18 protein-coding genes are annotated in these 18,267 nt (G+C 75.0%); 9 read left to right on the top strand and 9 right to left on the bottom strand.

Annotation, left to right across the window (positions count from 1 at the left end):
* Positions 1 to 61 precede the first annotated feature (61 nt).
* Both ACIF8T_RS28180 and ACIF8T_RS28175 read right to left on the bottom strand, forming a co-directional pair.
* Positions 62 to 1,831, bottom strand: coding sequence for an ABC transporter ATP-binding protein (locus tag ACIF8T_RS28180; RefSeq protein ID WP_400038910.1), 1,770 nt, complete (start codon positions 1,829 to 1,831; stop codon positions 62 to 64).
* Positions 1,832 to 2,332: 501 nt separating this feature from the next.
* Positions 2,333 to 3,190, bottom strand: coding sequence for an aldo/keto reductase (locus tag ACIF8T_RS28175; protein ID WP_400038909.1), 858 nt, complete (start codon positions 3,188 to 3,190; stop codon positions 2,333 to 2,335).
* A 316-nt stretch (positions 3,191 to 3,506) separates the two neighbouring features.
* Between ACIF8T_RS28175 and ACIF8T_RS28170 the strand changes: the two genes are divergently transcribed.
* The 3 genes from ACIF8T_RS28170 to ACIF8T_RS28160 all read left to right on the top strand — a co-directional run bounded on the left by ACIF8T_RS28170 (position 3,507) and on the right by ACIF8T_RS28160 (position 5,461).
* Positions 3,507 to 3,944 (top strand): DUF4259 domain-containing protein, encoded by a 438-nt coding sequence (locus tag ACIF8T_RS28170; protein WP_400038908.1) that lies wholly within the window; start codon positions 3,507 to 3,509, stop codon positions 3,942 to 3,944.
* A gap of 57 nt (positions 3,945 to 4,001) precedes the next feature.
* Positions 4,002 to 4,433, top strand: coding sequence for an HIT family protein (locus ACIF8T_RS28165; protein ID WP_400038907.1), 432 nt, complete (start codon positions 4,002 to 4,004; stop codon positions 4,431 to 4,433).
* 122 nt (positions 4,434 to 4,555) lie between these two features.
* The gene (locus tag ACIF8T_RS28160; protein WP_400038906.1) at positions 4,556 to 5,461 is read left to right on the top strand and encodes a Gfo/Idh/MocA family protein; all 906 of its coding nucleotides are present in this window, start codon (positions 4,556 to 4,558) and stop codon (positions 5,459 to 5,461) included.
* A gap of 314 nt (positions 5,462 to 5,775) precedes the next feature.
* Here the strand turns inward: ACIF8T_RS28160 and ACIF8T_RS28155 are convergent, their stop codons facing one another.
* A complete protein-coding gene (locus tag ACIF8T_RS28155; RefSeq protein WP_400038905.1) occupies positions 5,776 to 6,672 on the bottom strand; it encodes a GNAT family N-acetyltransferase in 897 nt (298 codons plus the stop codon).
* A 455-nt stretch (positions 6,673 to 7,127) separates the two neighbouring features.
* Between ACIF8T_RS28155 and ACIF8T_RS28150 the strand changes: the two genes are divergently transcribed.
* The 3 genes from ACIF8T_RS28150 (at position 7,128) to ACIF8T_RS28140 (ending at position 9,411) form a co-directional block, all read left to right on the top strand.
* Positions 7,128 to 8,330: a beta-1,3-glucanase family protein gene (locus tag ACIF8T_RS28150; protein WP_400038904.1), complete on the top strand. Its 1,203-nt coding sequence runs from the start codon at positions 7,128 to 7,130 to the stop codon at positions 8,328 to 8,330.
* A 136-nt stretch (positions 8,331 to 8,466) separates the two neighbouring features.
* Positions 8,467 to 8,967 (top strand): hypothetical protein, encoded by a 501-nt coding sequence (locus ACIF8T_RS28145; protein ID WP_400038903.1) that lies wholly within the window; start codon positions 8,467 to 8,469, stop codon positions 8,965 to 8,967.
* A 120-nt stretch (positions 8,968 to 9,087) separates the two neighbouring features.
* The gene (locus ACIF8T_RS28140; RefSeq protein ID WP_400038902.1) at positions 9,088 to 9,411 is read left to right on the top strand and encodes a SpoIIE family protein phosphatase; all 324 of its coding nucleotides are present in this window, start codon (positions 9,088 to 9,090) and stop codon (positions 9,409 to 9,411) included.
* Positions 9,412 to 9,617: 206 nt separating this feature from the next.
* On the opposite strand, the gene ACIF8T_RS28135 is transcribed toward ACIF8T_RS28140, so the two are convergent.
* The gene (locus ACIF8T_RS28135; RefSeq protein WP_400038901.1) at positions 9,618 to 9,857 is read right to left on the bottom strand and encodes a chaplin; all 240 of its coding nucleotides are present in this window, start codon (positions 9,855 to 9,857) and stop codon (positions 9,618 to 9,620) included.
* A 287-nt stretch (positions 9,858 to 10,144) separates the two neighbouring features.
* Between ACIF8T_RS28135 and ACIF8T_RS28130 the strand changes: the two genes are divergently transcribed.
* On the top strand, positions 10,145 to 10,357 hold the full coding sequence (locus ACIF8T_RS28130) for a hypothetical protein (protein WP_400038900.1): 213 nt from the start codon (positions 10,145 to 10,147) through the stop codon (positions 10,355 to 10,357).
* Between the two features lie 70 nt (positions 10,358 to 10,427).
* Here the strand turns inward: ACIF8T_RS28130 and ACIF8T_RS28125 are convergent, their stop codons facing one another.
* The 5 genes from ACIF8T_RS28125 to ACIF8T_RS28105 all read right to left on the bottom strand — a co-directional run bounded on the left by ACIF8T_RS28125 (position 10,428) and on the right by ACIF8T_RS28105 (position 16,737).
* On the bottom strand, positions 10,428 to 10,931 hold the full coding sequence (locus tag ACIF8T_RS28125) for a DUF5709 domain-containing protein (protein ID WP_400038899.1): 504 nt from the start codon (positions 10,929 to 10,931) through the stop codon (positions 10,428 to 10,430).
* 163 nt (positions 10,932 to 11,094) lie between these two features.
* The gene (prcB, locus tag ACIF8T_RS28120; protein WP_400038898.1) at positions 11,095 to 11,943 is read right to left on the bottom strand and encodes a proteasome subunit beta; all 849 of its coding nucleotides are present in this window, start codon (positions 11,941 to 11,943) and stop codon (positions 11,095 to 11,097) included.
* Between the two features lie 73 nt (positions 11,944 to 12,016).
* A complete protein-coding gene (locus tag ACIF8T_RS28115) occupies positions 12,017 to 13,510 on the bottom strand; it encodes a hypothetical protein (RefSeq protein ID WP_400038897.1) in 1,494 nt (497 codons plus the stop codon).
* A gap of 135 nt (positions 13,511 to 13,645) precedes the next feature.
* Entirely contained in the window at positions 13,646 to 16,000 is a 2,355-nt protein-coding gene (locus tag ACIF8T_RS28110) for a glycoside hydrolase family 65 protein (RefSeq protein ID WP_400038896.1), read from the bottom strand.
* Positions 15,997 to 16,737 carry an HAD family hydrolase gene (locus ACIF8T_RS28105; protein WP_400038895.1) on the bottom strand — a complete coding sequence of 247 codons (741 nt, stop codon included), beginning with the start codon at positions 16,735 to 16,737 and terminating at the stop codon, positions 15,997 to 15,999. The genes ACIF8T_RS28110 and ACIF8T_RS28105 overlap by 4 nt, the downstream gene beginning before the upstream one ends.
* Before the next feature lie 125 nt (positions 16,738 to 16,862).
* Here ACIF8T_RS28105 and ACIF8T_RS28100 point away from each other — a divergent pair, with 125 nt between their 5' ends.
* Together ACIF8T_RS28100 and ACIF8T_RS28095 are read left to right on the top strand one after the other, a co-directional pair.
* Positions 16,863 to 17,519, top strand: coding sequence for a nucleoside/nucleotide kinase family protein (locus ACIF8T_RS28100; RefSeq protein WP_400038894.1), 657 nt, complete (start codon positions 16,863 to 16,865; stop codon positions 17,517 to 17,519).
* Positions 17,520 to 17,657: 138 nt separating this feature from the next.
* Complete coding sequence (locus tag ACIF8T_RS28095) at positions 17,658 to 18,167, top strand: GNAT family N-acetyltransferase (RefSeq protein WP_400038893.1); 510 nt, start codon at positions 17,658 to 17,660, stop codon at positions 18,165 to 18,167.
* Positions 18,168 to 18,267 lie beyond the last annotated feature (100 nt).

The raw sequence follows: 18,267 nt of genomic DNA, 5'->3' as shown, positions 1-18,267 counted from the left end.
CCGGATTCCGTCACCTCCTGACCGCTCGTCCGTTTCCGGCCCTCCGACGCCCTCAAGGCCCTCAGGCGACCTGCCCGCCGTGCAGGGCCGTGTACGCCCCGCCCCGGCGCAGCAGTTCCTCGTGCGTGCCGATCTCCTGGATCCGGCCGTCGCCCATCACCACGATCCGGTCGGCGCCGCGCACCGTGGACAGCCGGTGGGCGACGACGAACGTGGTGCGTCCGCGCAGCAGCCTGGCGAGCGCCTCCTGGACGAGCGCCTCCGAGCGGGTGTCCAGCGCCGAGGTCGCCTCGTCGAGGATGAGCACCTTGGGGTCCCTGATCAGCGCCCGGGCGATGGCGAGGCGCTGGCGCTGCCCGCCGGACAGCCGCGCGCCGCGCTCGCCGACCAGGGTGTCCGGGCCCTGCGGCAGCCGGTCGACGAACTCCAGCGCGTTGGCGTCGCGCAGCGCCGCCCGGACCGCCTCGTCGTCGGCGTCGTCCATGCCGTAGGCGACGTTCTCGCGGATCGTGCCGTCGAAGAGGATCGACTCCTGCGGCACCACCGACAGGAAACGCCGGTAGGTGCGCAGGTCCAGGGTGCTCATGTCGGTGCCGTCGAGCAGGATCCGGCCGGAGGTCGGGCGGATGAAGCCGATGACGAGGTTGAGCACGGTGGACTTGCCGGCGCCGGAGGCGCCCACGAGCGCGATGGTCTCCCCCGGCCGCACGTCCAGGGTGAAGTCGCTGATGGCGCGGCGCCCGTCGGTCTCGTAGGCGTAGTCGACGTGCCGGAAGGCGACGGCGCCGCCGAGCGCGGTCAGTTCCGCCTTGCCCTCGTTGTCCTCCAGCTCCGGCGCCTGGAGCACCTCGCCGACCGAACGGACCGACTCCAGGCCCTTGGTGATGACCGGGGCGAGGCCCGCCAGCGTGGTCGTGGAGTTGGTGAGGGTGGTCAGGAACGCGCTGAGCATCACGACGTCGCCGGGGGTGACGCCCCAGACGCCGTAGTACGAGATGAGCGCGGCGCCCGCGAGGACGAGCACGCCGATCACGTTGAGGACCACCCAGGCCAGCGAGCCGAACCGGCCGTTGACCAGGTCCAGGCGCATCCCGGAGGTCAGCAGCCGGTCCAGGGTGCCGTTCATGCGGCGCAGCGCCTTGCCCTCCAGGCCGTGGGCGCGGGTGACCGGGATGAGGCGGGTCATCTCCGTCACCCGGGACGACAGGGTCTCCACCTCGTGGCGGAAGTGCTCGTTGTGGGTGCGCAGCCGGGCCCGCAGCCGCGCCACGAGCAGCGCCGCGGCCGGGACGACGACGAGGAAGACGGGCAGGAACTCCGGCGTGCGCACGCCGATGATGATCAGGCCGCCGGTGAGCACGGTGAGCGCGCCGAGTCCGTTCTCGGCGGTCTGCTGCACCATCTGCTCGACGGTCTCGACGTCGCGCACCACCTTGGCCTGCAGCACACCGGCGCTGACGCGCGCGTGGTAGCCGATGGAGAGCTGCTGCATGCGCGTGCACAGCGCGGAGCGCAGCGCGGTGCCCATGCGGCGGACGCTGCCGTACAGGAGCCGGACGTAGAGCAGGTGCAGCGGGTAGTTGACCACCAGGATGAACATGATGATCCCGGTGCTCGTCCAGAGGTTGGCGATGGGCTGGTGCTGGACGACGGTGTCGATGATGGACGCGGTGATGAGCGGCAGCAGCCATATGGGGCTGTGCTTCACCGTGAACACGACGACGGCCGCGGCCAGGCGGGCCCGGTCGGCACGGAACAGGTAGGCGAGCGTGCGGATCGGGTGCTCGCCCCGGTAGCGGTGGTCGAGCGGTCTTTCCAACGGCGATGCCATCGGCGGTGGTCCTCCCCGGTTGCCGTAGGGACGTGGAACGCGGGGGAAAGTGCGGAGGGAAAGCGCTTTCACCCTGTGCGGACAGCAGTACACCAGACATCCGCGGACGCCCTGGGGGCGTCCGGGGCCTGAGACTGCGGGTGGGGCAGGAGGCGACGAGCGCGTACCGGGCCGCCGGGGCGATCAGCGGGTGCGGGTCGCCGCGGGGCGCCCGGTACGCACGGCACCGCTCGTACGCCGACCCGCCCCCGCCGCGCGGGCGGGCGCGGCGGGGGCGGGGTGCGGGGGGGGGGGTGCGGGGGGGGGGGTGCGGGGGGTGGGGTGCGGGGGGTGGGGTGTGGGACTCAGGGTCGTGTCACGTGACAGCGCCTTGTTCGCGGGCGCCCCGCGCAGCGGCACCTCGCACGGGGCGCCCGTGCGGTGGTGCGGGCGCGACGGTGCGCGGCGCGGTGGTGCGTCTGCGGGACCCGGGCGCGGCGGGCGGCCCGGGCCGGCGCCGGTTCAGGCGGCGTCCAGCTCCGCGAGGTCCGCGGCGGTCAGGACCAGGTCGGCGGCGGCCAGCGAGTCGCGGGCGGTCTCGGGCCGGCTCGCGCCCGGGATCGGGACGACGACCGGCGACTTGGCGAGCATCCACGCCAGGCACACCCGCTGCGGGCTCACGCCGTGCCGCTCGGCGACACGGGCGAACGGGGCGTGCGCGGAACCGAGTTCACCGGCCTGGGAGATGCCGCCGAGCGGGCTCCAGGGCAGGAACGCGATGCCGAGTTCGTCGCACAGCCGCAGTTCGGGCTCGCTGGAGCGGAAGGCCGGCGAGAACCGGTTCTGCACGGACACCAGCCGCCCGCCGAGGATCTCGTCGGCCTGCCTGATCTGTTCCGGGTCGGCGTTGGAGATGCCCGCCATGCGGATCTTCCCCTCGTCCAGCAGTTCCCGGAGGGCGCCGACCGACTCCTCGTAGGGGACCTTCGGGTCGGGCCGGTGGAACTGGTAGAGGCCGATGGCCTCGACGCCGAGCCGGCGCAGGGACGCCTCGCAGGCCTCCTTCAGGTGCCGGGGGCTGCCGTCCAGCGTCCAACTGCCGTCGCCGGGGCGCAGGTGCCCGCCCTTGGTGGCGACCAGGACGTCCTTGCCCCGGTGGTGGGAGGCGAGGGCCTTGGCGATCAGGGTCTCGTTGTGACCGACCTCGCCGGCGTCGCGGTGGTAGGCGTCCGCGGTGTCGATCAGGGTCGCTCCGGCGTCGAGCGCGGCGTGGAGGGTGGCGAGGGAGCGTTCCTCGTCCGGTCGTCCCTCGATCGACATGGGCATCGCGCCCAGGCCGATCGCGCTGACGTCGACGTCACCGATGCGGCGGGTCTGCATGTGCTCGTGGCCTCTTCCCGGCTGTCGTCTCGGTTGTCGTTCGTGCCGTCCCGGCCGTCACGCGGAACGGCCGGGGGCCGGCACGGACCGGGAGGGCGGCGGTGCCGGCGCACACCCAGCCTGGCCGCCCGAGGGCCGCAGGTCCAATAGAAGAAAGAGAACGCATTCAGCAGCCGGGCCGCTGAATCGGAGGGCTCGGCCGCCGGACCGCAGGGCGGTGCGTCGCACCGCTGCCTGGGGAGGCTCCCGCGCCGGCGGGGCGGCCCTGTCGGTGGCCGGTGCGATGATCACCGGACCGCCGGAGTGAGGGGACGTCATGGGCACGTGGGGCATCGACCCGTTCGACAACGACATGGCCGCGGACTTCGTCCGCGCCCTGGACGGAGCGGCACCGGAGGAGCGCGAGGCCTTCGTGCGGGCGGCGCTCGCCCGCGCCGTCCGCACGCGGGACTACCTGGAGAGCCCGGAGGGCGCGGAGGCCGTCGCCGCCGCCGCGCTCGTCGCGGCGCAGTGCCCGGGCGGTGCACCGGTCCGGGCCGGCCACGGACCCCGCGAACCCCTTCCGCGCTTCTCCGGCGATCTCCGGCCGCTCGCCGTCGAGGCGCTCGACCGGGTGGCGGCCGGGGCGTCCGAAGTCGCCGAACTGTGGGACGAGACCCCCGACGGCCCGGCATGGCGGCGGACCGTCGGCCGCCTGCGCGCCGTGCTGGCCGCCGGGTCCCCGGCCCGGGAGACCCCGCCGCCCGCTGCCTGAGGGACCGGCCTCGGGGCCACCGGCCCGACGCGGCCCCGGAGATGTGATACTCACGGCATGCCAACGCTCTTTTCCCGGATTCTCGCGGGTGAACTGCCCGGTCGGTTCGTGTGGCAGGAGGACGACGTCGCCGCGTTCCTCAGCATCGCGCCCCTGACGCCGGGGCACACGCTGGTGGTGCCGCGGCAGGAGGTGGACCAGTGGACCGACGCGGACGGGGCGCTGCTGGCCCGCTGCACCGTCGTGGCGCAGGCGATCGGCCGCGGGGTGAAGCACGCCTGGGACGCGCCGCGCGCCGGGCTGCTCGTCGCGGGCTTCGAGGTGCCGCACCTGCACATCCACGTCGCTCCCGCCTGGGGCATGGGCGATCTGGACTTCCGCCGGGCCGAGGTGGAGAAGGACGAGGCCGCGCTCGACGACGCGGCGCACCGGCTGCGCACGGCGCTGCGCGAGCTCGGCTTCGGCGCGTACGTCCCCGCGGACGCCTGAGCGGTCCACACGCCGAGGGGGGTTGGTCACCGGCCGGGCCGGTGTGACACGCTCGGCGCCGGTCCGGCCGGTGCCGCACACCGGCCGGTGACAGGCAACGGCATTCCCGGAGAGGCGGCGGCATGCGTATCGGACTGCTCGGCACCGGCCCGTGGGCACAGGCGGCACACGCCCCCGCCCTGAGCGGGCACGGGGAACTGGACTTCGTCGGCGTGTGGGGCCGGCGCCCGCAGGCCGCCGAGGAGCTGGCCGGCCGGCACGGCACGCGCGCGTACGACGACGTCGACGCCCTGCTCGCCGACGTGGACGCCGTCGCCGTCGCCCTGCCCCCGGACGTCCAGGCCGGCCTGGCGGTGCGGGCGGCGCGCGCGGGCCGTCACCTGCTGCTCGACAAGCCGCTCGCCGCGACGGTGGAGCAGGGCCGGGCCGTGGCCGACGCCGTCCGGGAGGCGGGGGTGGCCTCCGTCGTCTTCTTCACCACCCGCTTCCATCCCGAGCCGGAGGCGTGGATCGCCGAACAGGCGCGTACGGGCGGCTGGTTCACGGCCCGGGCGCAGTGGCTCGGGGCGGTGTTCACCGGCGACAGCCCGTTCGCGGCCTCGCCGTGGCGGCGGGAGAAGGGCGCCCTGTGGGACGTGGGCCCGCACGCCCTGTCGGTGCTGCTGCCGGTGCTCGGGGACGTCCGGCGCGTGAGCGCCGCGGCGTACGGCCCCGGGGACACCGTCCATGTCGTCCTCGACCACGCCGGCGGGGCGTCGAGCACCCTGACCCTGAGTCTGACGGCACCGCCTGCGGCGGCCGGTGCCGCCGTGGAACTGCGGGGCGAGGCCGGGGTGACGCTCCTGCCGGAGAGTTCCCAGGGGGTGGTGCCGGCCCTGACCGGGGCGGCGGACGCGCTGCTCGACGCCGCCCGCACCGGCCGCCCGCACCCGTGCGACGCCGCGTTCGGCCTGCGGGTCACGGAGGTGCTCGCCGCGGCGGAGGCGCTGCTGACCGGCGGTGCCCGCCCGGCCGGGTCCGGGGTCTAGGGTCTGTCCGACCGTTCCCGTCGTCGCCCGGAGGGCGGTCCCGCGGCGTCAGGTGCGTGCTCTCGGCGTGCCGGGCGCAGAGCCTCGTACGGGACGTACTCGGCTCTGCTCCCGGTGCGGCGAGTACGTACATGGCGTCGCGAGACAGGCGGGAACGGTCAGACAGACCCCAGGGCCTGGCGACGCCGCGGACGCGTCGCGCGAGCACGTACCGGAGGCGACGACGCGGGAGGCCGGGAACCCCGTCTCCGCCTCCGCCGGCCGTGGCCGGTCTCCGGTGCCGGCGACCGGCCACGGCCTACCTCACTGTCCGCTCAACGGCCCCGCGGCATGTGGAAGTTGAGGCGCTCCCGCACCACCGGGTATCCCGCCTTGGCGAAGTTGGCGGCCATGGGGACGTTGCCCCGGTCGGTCGCCGCGGTCACGAACCCGGCGCCCCGCTCGACCAGGAAGTGGGTGCACTCGGCCAGCAGGTCGTAGGCGTAGCCCTGTCCGCGGTGTCCGGGCAGGACCCCGATGAAGCCGATGCACGGGCCCGACGGATTGTGCGCGGGGATGTGGATGCCCACCGGCTCGCCCTGCCGGGTGGAGGCGACCTGCCACCACTCGCGCGGCGAGGGGCACCAGTGGAAGAAGTCGAGTTCCTCCTGGGCCGCCCGGTCGAGTCCGCCCTCCTCGACGGCCTTGAGCGCGTGGGCGTCCAGGGTGGCGGAGTGGATGCGGCGCAGCGCGTCGAAGAACACGCCGTCGTCGGGTTCGGGGCGGAACACCAGCCGGCCGGGCCGCCCGGGCAGCCCGCGGTCGGGGGTCCAGCGGTACAGGAGACGTTCGACCAGGAGCTCGTACCCGGCCGCCCGCGCGGCGGCGAAGAGCGTGCCGGCGGCGGTGCGCACGGCCGGGTCGTCCCGGTGGCCGGGAGGCAGGTTCACTTCCAGTTCGACCTGCCAGGGGGCGGTGCGCAGGAGCGCGGCCCCCGCCTCCTCCTCCCCCTCGGCCACGTCGAACCAGTTGAGGACGATGGGCTCGGTGTCGTCGGGGCCGCCCCACCAGGCGCCGCGGGCGACGACCCGGCCGTCGCGCAGGGCCACCCGCTTCCAGTCGGGGCGGTGCCGGGTCAGCCGGTGCCCCTCGCGGGCGCCCAGCGGGTCCGGCAGGGTGTCGAAGAGATGCGCGTCGCTCGCGTCGAGCGCGCGGATGACCACGTCGGTCACGGGTTCCTCCGGGATGCGTACTGCGGGGAGCGCTCCCGGTCGGGTCACACGAGGCACGCCGGGCGGACGGGGCGGGAGCGCGGGAACGGGGTGGACTGCACGGCTCTCCCCTCCTTCCCTCGGCCTCGGGGCGTGACGTCACACGCTACGGAGACTCCCGGCGGCTCGTCCACCCGTTTTCCGCTCCACCGCGCGACGGGTCTCCTTAAGGGCGCCTTAAGGGGCGCTCAAGCCGGTCTTGGCCGGCCGCCGGTATCCGCGACTCGGCCCGGTTACAGGGGATTTGAGCACCGCGCGACGGGTTGGCGCGGGCGGTGCGCCTTCGTAGCATCGGGGCCCGCCGGACGTCCGCGCACGGCCTGAGAGCGCTCTCAATACCTCTCACCCGTGCCCCCCGCGCCCGCGCCGCAGCAACCGAGCACCTCGCACACGAGCACGTCAGGAGACCCCCCCACATGACTCCTCGTCACCAGCGCCGCCCCGGCCGCCGTTCCCTCCTCTTCGCCCTCGGCGGAGCCGTCGTCGCCGCGCCCGCCGCCGCGGCGCTGGCCCCGTACGCCCTCGCCGGCACCGGTGAGGGCGGGCGCACCGCGGCGGCCGGCTCCCTGCCGCTGACGATCGTCAACAGCAGCGGTTCCTTCGCCGACTCGAACGTCCACGTCTACGTCGTGGGCAACCAGGACGGCCGGCAGGTGCGCCTCACGCCCGACGGCACCCTGGCTCCGGTGGCGCTGTCGGACAACGGCGCCGACGGCTTCGCCGACTACGCGATCGGCCTGGCCGGCGGCGGCGAGACCCGGCTGTCCCTGCCGTACATGTCCGGCCGGATCTACGTCTCGCTCGGCGCCAAGCTCAAGTTCAAGGTGGTCACCGACGGCAACGGCGCCCCGGCGCTCCAGTACCCGGCGGGCTGGGTGGCGTCGGACCCCAGCTACGGGGTGCTGCACGACTGCGCCGAGTTCACGTACAACTCCGCGGGCATGTTCTGCAACACGACCATGGTCGACATGTTCAGCGTGCCGCTGAGCATCCGGCTGACCGGCGCCGCGGACCAGACGACGGGCACCCTGCGGGACGGCGGCCGCGCGGCCGCGTTCGCCGCCGTGCGGCAGGTCGAGGAGTTCGCGCGGCTCGTCGTGGACGACACCCGGATCATCGCCCCCGGGCACGGGCTGGACGCCGGTCTGTTCCCGAAGGACTACTTCGCCCCGTACATCGACGAGGTGTGGAGCACGTACACCGGCCGGGACCTCACGGTGACCACGAACGCCGGGACCTTCACCGGCCGGGTGCGCGGGGAGCGGCTCACCTTCGACGGGCCCGCGCAGGTGTCCTTCGGCAAGCCGTCCACGCGGGACGTGCTGTTCTGCGACGGCGCCCTCGCCGCGCCCAACGACGGCAGGACCGGCCCCGTGGCCGCCGTGCTCGGCGCCGGCTTCAACCGCTCGACGCTGCTCAGCCACCCCGCCCAGCCGACGACCGACGCCTCGGTGTTCTACGGCACCGGCCTCACCAACCACTACGCCAAGGCGCTGCACGCGGCGACCCGGGACGGCAAGGCGTACGGTTTCGCCTTCGACGACGTGGCCGACTTCGCCTCGTACATCCAGGACACCTCCCCGACGGGCCTGCGCCTGACCCTCACGCCCTTCGAATGAGGGGCCCGGGGGCGGTGGTCCGCCCCCGGGGCCGTTCCCGGCGCGTGACGCTGCGGCGGGCGCAGCGGCGTGGTGGTGTGCGTGCGCAGCGCGTCCGGGCGCCGCGCCGGGACCGGGACGGGGACCGGCGGGGCTGGTGGGGGGCGCGCCGCCGCCGGGGTGGTTCCGGGCCCTGCCGGCGGCCGTGTGCCTGGCGGAGCCGGTCAGTCCCGAGCCGCTGGACATCGGGTTCGTGCTGGGCGCCGTTCCGCCGCCGGCCGTCCTGTCGTGCGGGCCGGCCGCGACCGCGCTGCTCGGCGCGCCGACGGCGGTGGTGGTGCCGGCCACGCCGGTCTTCCGCCCGGACGACCCGGGCAGCACGGACGTGCTGACCGTCCGCTTCGTCGCGGCGCTGAGCGTGCCCCTGTCCTGTGTCCGCACCCGCCGCGACGCCCGGCTGACGACCGAGCGGGCCGTCGCGCGGGCCGTGCAGCGCGCCGTCGCGCCGCCGCTGCCGGAGGGGGTCGGGCCGGTGCGGTGCGGTGCGGTGCGCGGGCCGGTACCGGGCCGCGCAGCGCGGCACCCTGGTCGGCGGCGCCTTCTTCGACGTGCGCGCGGGTCCGCACGGCATACGGGCGGTACGGCGTACGGGCGGTGAGGGGCGACGTCCGGGGCCGCGGCCTGTCGGCGGCCGCCACCGTCGCCTCGCTGTCGGACGCCTTCCGGGAGGCGGTGCCCGACCGGCCCGGAGCCGGCGGCCCGGCTCGACCGCGGGCCCGTGGTGGACCGCGCGGACCGGCCGCGCGGCGAGCTGGTCGCCACCGCGGTCCTGCCCGCCTTCGGCGCCGACGCCCGGACGGTGCGGATCGTGGCGTGCGGGCAGCCCGGCCTGCTGCTACTGCTGCTGCTGCGGGACGGCAGGGCCGTCGAACCGGACGTCGAGCCGGGGACGCCGCTCGGGCCGGGGCTCGCCGGGGCCGTCCCGCCCGCCTCCTGCGCGGTGCCGCCGCGGCCCGGTGACCGGCTCATCCTGGCCCCCGGCGGCGTCACCGAGGCCCGCGGCACCGACGGGGCCTCCTCTATCCGCCGGCCGGGCGGCTGACGGCGTTCGCGGACGGGCAGCCCGCCGAGCCGGCCGAACCGGTGCGGGCGGGCCTCCCGCGGTACTGCCCCGACGTACGCGACGACGTCACGGTGCTCGTGCTCGCGCCCCGGCCGGAGGAGCGGGCATGACGGCGCCCCGGCGACGGACCGCGCGGTGCCGCGGGTCCGCCGCCGGGGCGCCGGGGGAAGCCGGACGGCCCGGACTCAGTCCTTGCCGGTAGTGCAGGTGTTGCCGAAGGCGGGATTGAGCAGGCCCACCACGTTGATCGAGTTGCCGCAGAGGTTGAGGTCGAGGTCGACCGGGACCTGGACGAGGTTGCCGGAGAGGACGCCGCCGCTGCCGTACACGACCCCGACGGGGTCCGAGTCGGCGCTCGCCGTTCCGGCGAAGGCCAGCAGGGCCGCGCTCGCCATGGCCGCCGCGGTGATCAGACGTGTGCCCATCGAAAAGCTCCTGTCAGTAGCAGGGACACGGGCCTCCACACTCACCCCGGCCGGGGCGGCGCGACATCGGAGGGCGTCCGAACGGGGGACGGACGTCCCGTTCCGCCGGCGCGGCCAGGTTTCCCCGGGGCCCCGGAAAGGTACCCCTGCACCCATGGGAAGCGGCCCTCTCACGGCGGTGCCCGCGCCTTCCGGATGCACGGCGCGCCCCCGCGTTGAATGGTGATACCGGACCCGATGACAGCACCGGGGGCCGCTACAGCGATCCGGAACCCGAGGAGCAGAGTATGTCGACGTCAGAGCCCGACGCGTCCGCGTCCCGGCAGCCCGAGGACCGTGCCACCCCGGACCGCCTGCTCCACACCCGCACCGGCACCGACGTGTCGCCGGAGGACGTGGTGCTTGCCTCCGGCAAGGACCTCACTCCGCGCAACCTGGAATGGGCCAAGCGCAAGCTGGCAGCGGAGGGGCCCGCCGCCCTCGACAAGCTGCTGCCCTGATCCCCGGACGAGGACGGCACCTCCCCCAGCGCTGAGGGAGGTGCCTTCTCACGGACCGCCTCGGACCGTCTCAGACTTCCCGGTCGCCCTCCGGGAGGGCCGTCTCGTCCTCCACGACGTGCACGGCGGCCTCCTCGGCGCCGGCCGCTCCGCCGTCGATCCCCACGTCGGCGGCGACGGTCTCCTTCGTGGTGTCCGTGCGCACCCCCTCGTCGGGGGCGACCAGGCGTCCGGCGCGCTCCGCGCCCGCCTCGGGGTCGACGGGTTCGCCCTCGCCGCCCGGGCTGTCGCCGATGCCGTCACCGGCCGGCACCGACACGTCCGGCACCTCCTGGGCCAGCCGCTGGTCGAGGGTCTCGCCCTCGTGCTGCTCGGCGGCGGTGACGCCGTGCTTGGTGACGCCGAGCGGCTTCTCCGGCGGGGAGTAGCCCTCGTCGAGGGTGTCGTCGTAGGTCCGTTCGTCGAGGGCGTCCTGCATGTCCAGGGGCGCGGCGTCCTCCTGCTCCTCGTTGGTTCCGGTCGGCTGGTACGCGTCGTCCGCCATCGCCTCGGGGCCCGTCGGTTCCGTGCCCATGACCGCCTCCTTGTCGCGCTGCGTCGACTCGTTCGTATCGCGTGCCCGTTCCGCGTTTCCCGTTACGCGATCTCTAACCTCGATGATCTCCGACCTCGGTGATCTCCGGCCCCGGTGATCTCCGGTCCTCGCGCTCCCCGGCCGGCGGGAGGCGCCGCGGACGTCACAGCGCGGCGTGCGGTCCGTCCGGGCGGTCGGCGCGCTGCCCAACCGTCGCGCGGCTCAGCTCCTCCGTCTCCGGCTCGCCCAGCCGCTCGAAGCCGTCCTCGGTGATGACCGAGACGACGGGGAAGATGCGGCGGGTGAGGTCGGGGCCGCCGGTCGCGGAGTCGTCGTCGGCGGCGTCGTAGAGCGCCTGGAGAGCGGCCAGGGCGGCCTCGCGGCGGGTCAGGCCGGGGCGGAACAGCTTCTTCAGCGCCCCGCGGGCGTACGGGGAGCCCGAGCCCTCGGCGTGGAAGCCGGACTTCTCGTACGTGCCGCCCGCGACGTCGTACCCGAAGATCCTGCCCCGTCCGCCGCCGGGGGCCGTCACGTCGTACCCGGCGAGCAGCGGGACGACGGCGAGGCCCTGCATGGCCTGGGCGAGGTTCTGCCGGATCATGCCGGCCAGCCGGTTCGCCTTCGCCGCGAGGGTCATGGGGATGCCCTCGACCTTCTCGAAGTGGGCCAGCTCGACCTGGTACAGCTTCACCAGGTCCAGCGCGAGCCCGACCGACCCGGCGAAGGCGACCGCGGTGTGGTCGTCGGCGGGGTGCACCTTCTCCAGGTCGCGCTGGGCGATCAGGTTGCCCATCGTGGCCCGGCGGTCGCCGGCGATCAGCACGCCGTCCCGGTAGGTGAGCGCGAGCACCGTCGTGCCGTGCGGGACGCCCTCGGCGCGGACGCCGTCCGGCAGGGCCCGGCGGGTGGGCAGCAGCCCGGGGCGGTGCGCCGCCAGGAACTCGGTGAAGGACGACGTGCCCGGGGTGAAGAACTCCGCACCCAGCCGGCCGTCGTGGTCCGTCGCCGCCATGTCGTCTCCCCCTCGTCGGTGATCCGTCGCCCGTGTCCTACCTGGACGCGGCGGGCGGGAAAAGCCCCCGCGGTCACGGGCCGGCGGCCCGCGGGGGGTCGGGGGCGAGGTGGACGCGCAGGTCGGCGATCCGGTGGACGGGCCAGGAGCGGGCGTAGCCGGCCGGTGCGCCGCCGGAGGGGGTGAGGTGGGCGACCGGGACGCGGCGCGCGGCGGCGAGGATCCGCGCCGCGGTGGTGTTCTCGTTGTGGCCGCCGGTGGCGCCGGAGGCGCAGCCCGTGTAGTAGCCGATGGGGATGGCCTCGTGGCCGGTGATCAGGCAGGGCGGGCGGACGCCGAGGCGGTGCAGCCCGGCGGCGGTGCGGGCCCAGTCGCGGCGGCTGTCGACGTTGCGGTCGGTGGTGTGCACGAGGACGGCGAGCTGCACCGCCAGGTGCCCGGCCAGCCCGAGGGCGACCAGGGACGCGACGACGGGCCGCCACCGGCCGGCCGGTGTCCTGGCCAGGTGCCACAGCGCGTCGGCGACCGGGACGGCCAGCAGCGCGTAGGCGGGCAGCAGGAAGCGGGGGGCCGCGTAGCCGATCATGAAGAGGTAGGGCAGGGCGGCCGTGGTGGCGCAGGCCAGCGGCAGGAGGGTGCGGGCGGTGCGGCGGGCGCGGACCGCGACGGCGAGGCCGAGCCCGGCCAGCAGCGGCAGCGTGAACCACCACAGCGTGACCACCGGGTGGGGCATGGACCCGGTGCACGGCCGGCACAGCGCCCGCCCGCCCAGACTGCGCAGCTGGTCGTCGACGGCGATCTGCCAGCCGAGGCCGCCCTGGATGCGGGAGGCGTCGTGCAGCCGCTGCGCGAGGCCGCCGTGGCCGAGGTACGCCTCGATCACCCACTCGGCGGCGCCCGCGGCGAGGCCCGCCAGGAGCGCGAGCAGCAGCCGTCCGTGGCGCCGGACCACCGCCAGGACGAGCAGGGGCACCGTCACCCACACCGCGTCGGTGGGCCGCATCCACGCCATGAGCAGGGCGCCGGCGCCGACGCCCCACAGCGCCGTGCGCGCGGTGGGGTCCGACCGGAACCGCAGGAAGCAGCCGGCGCAGATCAGCGCGCCGACGGCGACCCAGTAGTTGGGCATGGCCTGCGGGCCGTAGAAGAGGGTCACCCACAGGGAGGCGAACACGGCTCCGCCGGTGGCCAGGACACGCGTCGGGAACAGGCCCCGCCAGGTGCGCAGGGCCAGGTGGAGGGCGAGACCGGACAGCACGGCGAGGTAGACGCGCAGCAGCGGGGTGGAGGACGTCCAGGACGCGACGGGCGCGACGAGCAGGGACACACCCCGGGCGCGCGGCGCGCTGAAGAAGGCGGCCGGCGCGTGGCCGGAGACCTGGCTGACGTACACCACCTCGTCCCAGCCGAGGCCCAGCACCGGGCGGACGAGGAGGAGCTGCGCCAGCGTGAAGGCGCCGGCAACCGCCGCGAGCGGGCCGGTGCCGCGGGTCCGGCGGGAGGTGCCGGACGCGGCGGCCCGGTCGCGGCGCGTGCCGTCGAGGATGGCGTGCGCGCCGTCGGTCATCGTCCGCCCCTTCTCCCCCACGCGTCGTGGGACACGGGAACACGTCGCGGGAAACCGGAAAACACCGACAAACTAACCCGCGTTCCCCGACGACGCAGAACGGGATACGGCCGACTGCCCGAACCGCCGCGCGGATCAGCGGGCGTTGGGTTTGCGGTGCGGGGGCTGTTCGGGGGCGGGGCGGTGCTCGACCGGGGGCAGGTCGCACGTGACGGGGGCGTCCTCGCTCACGGTCAGTTCGCCGCCGTGGTGGCGGATCGTCAGGGGCGGTCCGGACCGCAGGGTGTAGGTGGCCCGGCCCCCGGCGATCTCCACGCGCAGGCGCCGGCCGAGGAACCGGACCGTGAAGGCCAGGCGGCCGAAGCGCTGCGGCAGCCGCGGGGCGAAGCGCAGCTCGCCGTCCTGGCAGCGCATGCCGCCGAACCCGGCGACCAGCGCCATCCACGTGCCGGCCAGCGAGGCGATGTGCAGTCCGTCGCGGGTGTTGTGCTCCAGGTCCCCGAGGTCCATCAGCGCGGCCTCGGCCGTGTAGTCGTAGGCCAGGTCCAGATGGCCCGACCGGGCCGCCATAACGGCCTGGACGCACGCCGACAGGGAGGAGTCGCGCACGGTCAGCGGCTCGTAGTAGGCGAAGTTCCGGGCGATCTGCTCCTCGTCGTGGAACTCCTCGAAGTAGGCGCCGCAGGTGTACATCGCGAGCACCAGGTCCGCCTGTTTGACGACCTGCTTGCGGTACAGGTCGAAGTACGGGAAGTGCAGCATCAGCGGGTACTGGTCCGGGCGGGTGCCCGCGAAGTCCCAGTGCTGGTAGCGGGTGAAGCCGGCGTGCTGCTCGTGCACGCGCAGCTCCTCGTTGTAGGGCACGTGCACGGCCTCGGCGGCGTCCCGCCAGGCGGCGCTCTCCTCCTCGTCGACGCCGAGCCGCGCCGCCTCGTCGGGGTGGCGTTTGCAGGCGTCGGCGGCGGCCATCAGGTTGGCGCGGGCCATGAGGTTGGTGAAGGTGTTGTCGTCGGCGATCGCGCTGTACTCGTCGGGGCCGGTGACGCCGTCGATGTGGAAGGCGCCCCGGTCGTCGTGGTGGCCGAGGGAGCGCCACAGCCGGGCGGTCTCCACCAGCAGTTCGACGCCGACCTCCCGCTCGAAGTGCTCGTCGCCCGTGACGGCCACGTACCGGACGACGGCGTCCGCGATGTCGGCGTTGACGTGGAAGGCGGCCGTGCCGGCCGGCCAGTACGCGGAGCCCTCCGAGCCCTCGATGGTGCGCCAGGGGAAGGCGGCGCCGCGCAGCCCGAGCTGGGCCGCGCGTTCCCGGGCGGCGTCCAGGGTGTTCTGCCGCCAGCGCAGCGCCTCGGCGGCGGCGTCCGGCGCGGTGTAGGTCAGCACGGGCAGGACGAACGCCTCGGTGTCCCAGAAGGCGTGCCCGTCGTAGCCGGAGCCGGTCAGCCCCTTGGCGGGGATCGCGCGCTGCTCGGCGCGGGCGCCGGCCTGCAGGACGTGGAAGAGGGCGAAGCGGACGGCCTGCTGGATCTCCTCGTCGCCGTCGACCTCGACGTCGGCGCGCGCCCAGAAGTCGTCGAGGTAGGCCCGCTGGTCGTCGAGCAGGCCCTGCCAGCCGCTGTGCGAGGCCGCGGCGAGGGCCGCCTCGACCTGGTCGCTCATCGCGGGCCGGGAGCGGACGCCGGACCAGCCGTGCGCGACGAGCTTCTCCACGCGCAGGGTCTGCCCCGGCTCCAGCACGGAGGTGACCGTCAGCCGGGCCACGTCGACGTTGCTCTCGCTGGCCGTCGTGGTGCGCTCGGGGCCGCTGACGACGTGGTCGGCGGCCACCGCGACCCGCAGCCCGCTGCGCCGGGTGCGGTGCACCAGGCGCAGGCGGGTGCCGACGGCGAGGTCCTCCTCCGGTTCCAGCGGCGACTTCAGGGCCCGGGCGGCGCGCGGGTCGTCGTTCGGTTCGGGCAGGCTCTCGTTGGCGACCAGTTCCGACTGCACCACCACGCGGGTGCGGCTGTCGACGGGTTCCACCTCGTACGCCACGGCCGCGACCGCCCGCTGGGTGAGGGAGACGAGCCGGGTGGAGCGCACGCGTACGGTCGAGCCGGCCGGGGAGGTCCACTCGCAGGACCGTTCCAGGACGCCGCGGCGCAGGTCGAGCACGCGCTCGTGGCGCACCAGCCGTCCGTAGCGCAGGTCGAACGGCTCGTCGTCGACCAGCAGGCGCAGCACCTTGCCGTTGGTGACGTTGATGGCCGTCTGGCCGGACTCGGGGTAGCCGTAGCCGGCCTCGGCGTAGGGCAGCGGGTGCAGTTCGAAGACGCCGTTGAGGTAGGAGCCGGGCAGGCCGTGGGGTTCGCCCTCGTCGAGGTTGCCGCGCCAGCCGACATGGCCGTTGGACAGCGCGAAGACGGACTCGCTCTGGGCGAGGAGGTCGAGGTTGAGGTCGCTCTCCCGCACGGTCCACGGCTCGACGGCGTACGCCCGCTGTGCGATCACTGCTTCTCCCCCAGTTCGGCGAGGTCCTTCACGACCCGGTCGGCGCCGTGCGCGTACAGCGCGTCGGTCTGCCCCACCCGGTCGACGCCGACGACGTAGCCGAAGCGGCCGGCGCGGCCCGCGTCCATGCCGGCCAGCGCGTCCTCGAAGACCGCCGCGCGGGCCGGCGTGACGCCGAGGTCGCGGGCGGCGGCCAGGAAGGTGTCCGGGTGCGGTTTGCCGGGCAGTCCGCGTTCAGCGGCCACCACCCCGTCGATCCGTACGTCGAAGAGGTGCTCGGCGCCGATCGAGCGCAGCACGTCCCGGCAGTTGGCGCTGGAGGAGACGATCGCGGTGCGCAGCCCCCGGGCGCGGACCGCCTCCAGGTAGCGCAGGGTGCCGTCGTAGGCCTCGACGCCGTCGGTGCGGATCTTCTCCAGGAGCAGTTCGTTCTTGCGGTTGCCGAGCCCGTGCACGGTCAGGGCGTCGGGCGGGTCGCCGGGGCCGCCCTCGGGCAGTTCGATGCCGCGCGAGGCGAGGAAGGTGCGGACACCGTCGGCGCGCGGGCGGCCGTCGACGTACTCGTCGTAGTCGTGGGCCGGGTCGAACGGCCGGTAGTGCTCGCCGTCGCGTGCGCGCAGGAAGGCGTCGAACGTCTCCTTCCACGCGGCCGCGTGCACCACGGCCGTCCTGGTGACGACCCCGTCGAGGTCGAAGAGGCAGGCCTGGATGTCTTCGGGAAGACCGAGCTCCGTCATACAGGACCCGTTCCCCGCGACAGGGCCGTCCAGTTTGTGGCGCACGCCACACGGTGCCGCCGCGGGAGCCGGTTCCGTCCCACCGCGCGGCCGCCGCCCGGGCACCGGGTGACACACTCTCCTGTGTGGCGCTGACCTTCGACGACCTCCTCCGCCGCGCCCGTGCCCTGTCCCGGGACGGGCGGCGCGCGATCCTCGGCATCGCCGGCAGTCCCGGCGCGGGCAAGACGACACTGGCCGAGTGCCTGGTGCGGGAGTTGAACGCGGGCGGCGAGCCGTGGGTGGCGCACGTGCCCATGGACGGCTTCCACCTCGCCGACGCCGAACTGGAGCGGCTGGGCCGCCGGGACCGCAAGGGCGCGCCGGACACCTTCGACGCGGCCGGGTACGCGGCGCTGCTGCACCGCCTGCGCGAGGAGCCGGACGGCGAGGTGGTCTACGCGCCCGGCTTCGAGCGGGTGCTGGAACAGCCGATCGCCGGGGCGGTGCCGGTGCCGCCGACGGCCCGGCTGGTGGTCACGGAGGGGAACTACCTGCTGCTGCGGACCGGCGCCTGGGCCCGGGTCCGGCCCCGGCTCGACGAGGTGTGGTTCTGCGAACTCGCCGAGTCCGAGCGGGTGCGGCGGCTGGTCGCCCGGCACGAGAAGTTCGGCAAGGGCCACGACGAGGCGGTGGCGTGGGTGCGGAACACGGACCAGCGCAACGCCGACCTGGTCGCCGCGACCCGGGACCTGGCCGACCTCGTCGTACCGCAGTCCGCGCTGCCGCGCACCGGCACCTGAGGGGGCGCGGGCGGGACAGTGCCCGAACGGCCGTGCCGGAAAAGGGAGTTCAGGCCTCGCCTCCGGGAGGCCCTGGTCGTCCACGGCGACGCCGGCCCCGCGTGGACACCCGTCGGCGCGGTGGACCATGATCTGGGCATGATCAGGCATGCCACCGTCGGCGACGTCCCCGAGATCCGCGCGATGATCCGTGAACTCGCCGCGTACGAACGGGCCGTCGAGCAGGCCCGCGCCACCGAGGAGCAGCTGCGGGAGGCGCTGTTCGGGCCGCACCCGGCGGCCTACGCGCTGGTCGCCGAGGACGACGACAGCGGCGGGACCGTCGGCTTCGCCCTGTGGTTCCCGCGCTTCGCCACGTGGACCGGCGTGCGCGGCATGCACCTGGAGGACCTGTACGTCCGCCCGGGGGCCCGCGGCGCCGGCCACGGCAAGGCCCTGCTCGCCGCGCTCGCGGCGATCTGCGAGGAGAACGGCTACGAGCGCTTCGAGTGGTGGGTCCTGGCCTGGAACGAGCCGACGATCGCGTTCTACCGGTCGCTCGGGGTGGAGCTCCTGGAGGAGTGGACGGTGTGCCGGCTCACCGGCGGACCGCTGCGGCGCCTCGCCGCCCAGGCACCGGCGGTCGGGGACCCGGCTCCGGCGGCGTGACACACGGGGCGGAGCCGGGCCGGGCCGTCACACGAGGCGGGGGCGGCACGACCGACCGGGCGGAGCCGGCCGGAGCGGCGCCGCTGCGCCGGAGCGAGGG

This window comes from Streptomyces sp. NPDC085946, from assembly GCF_044540485.1.
Lineage (GTDB): Bacteria > Actinomycetota > Actinomycetes > Streptomycetales > Streptomycetaceae > Streptomyces.
This window is presented reverse-complemented; position numbering and strand designations above follow the sequence as displayed.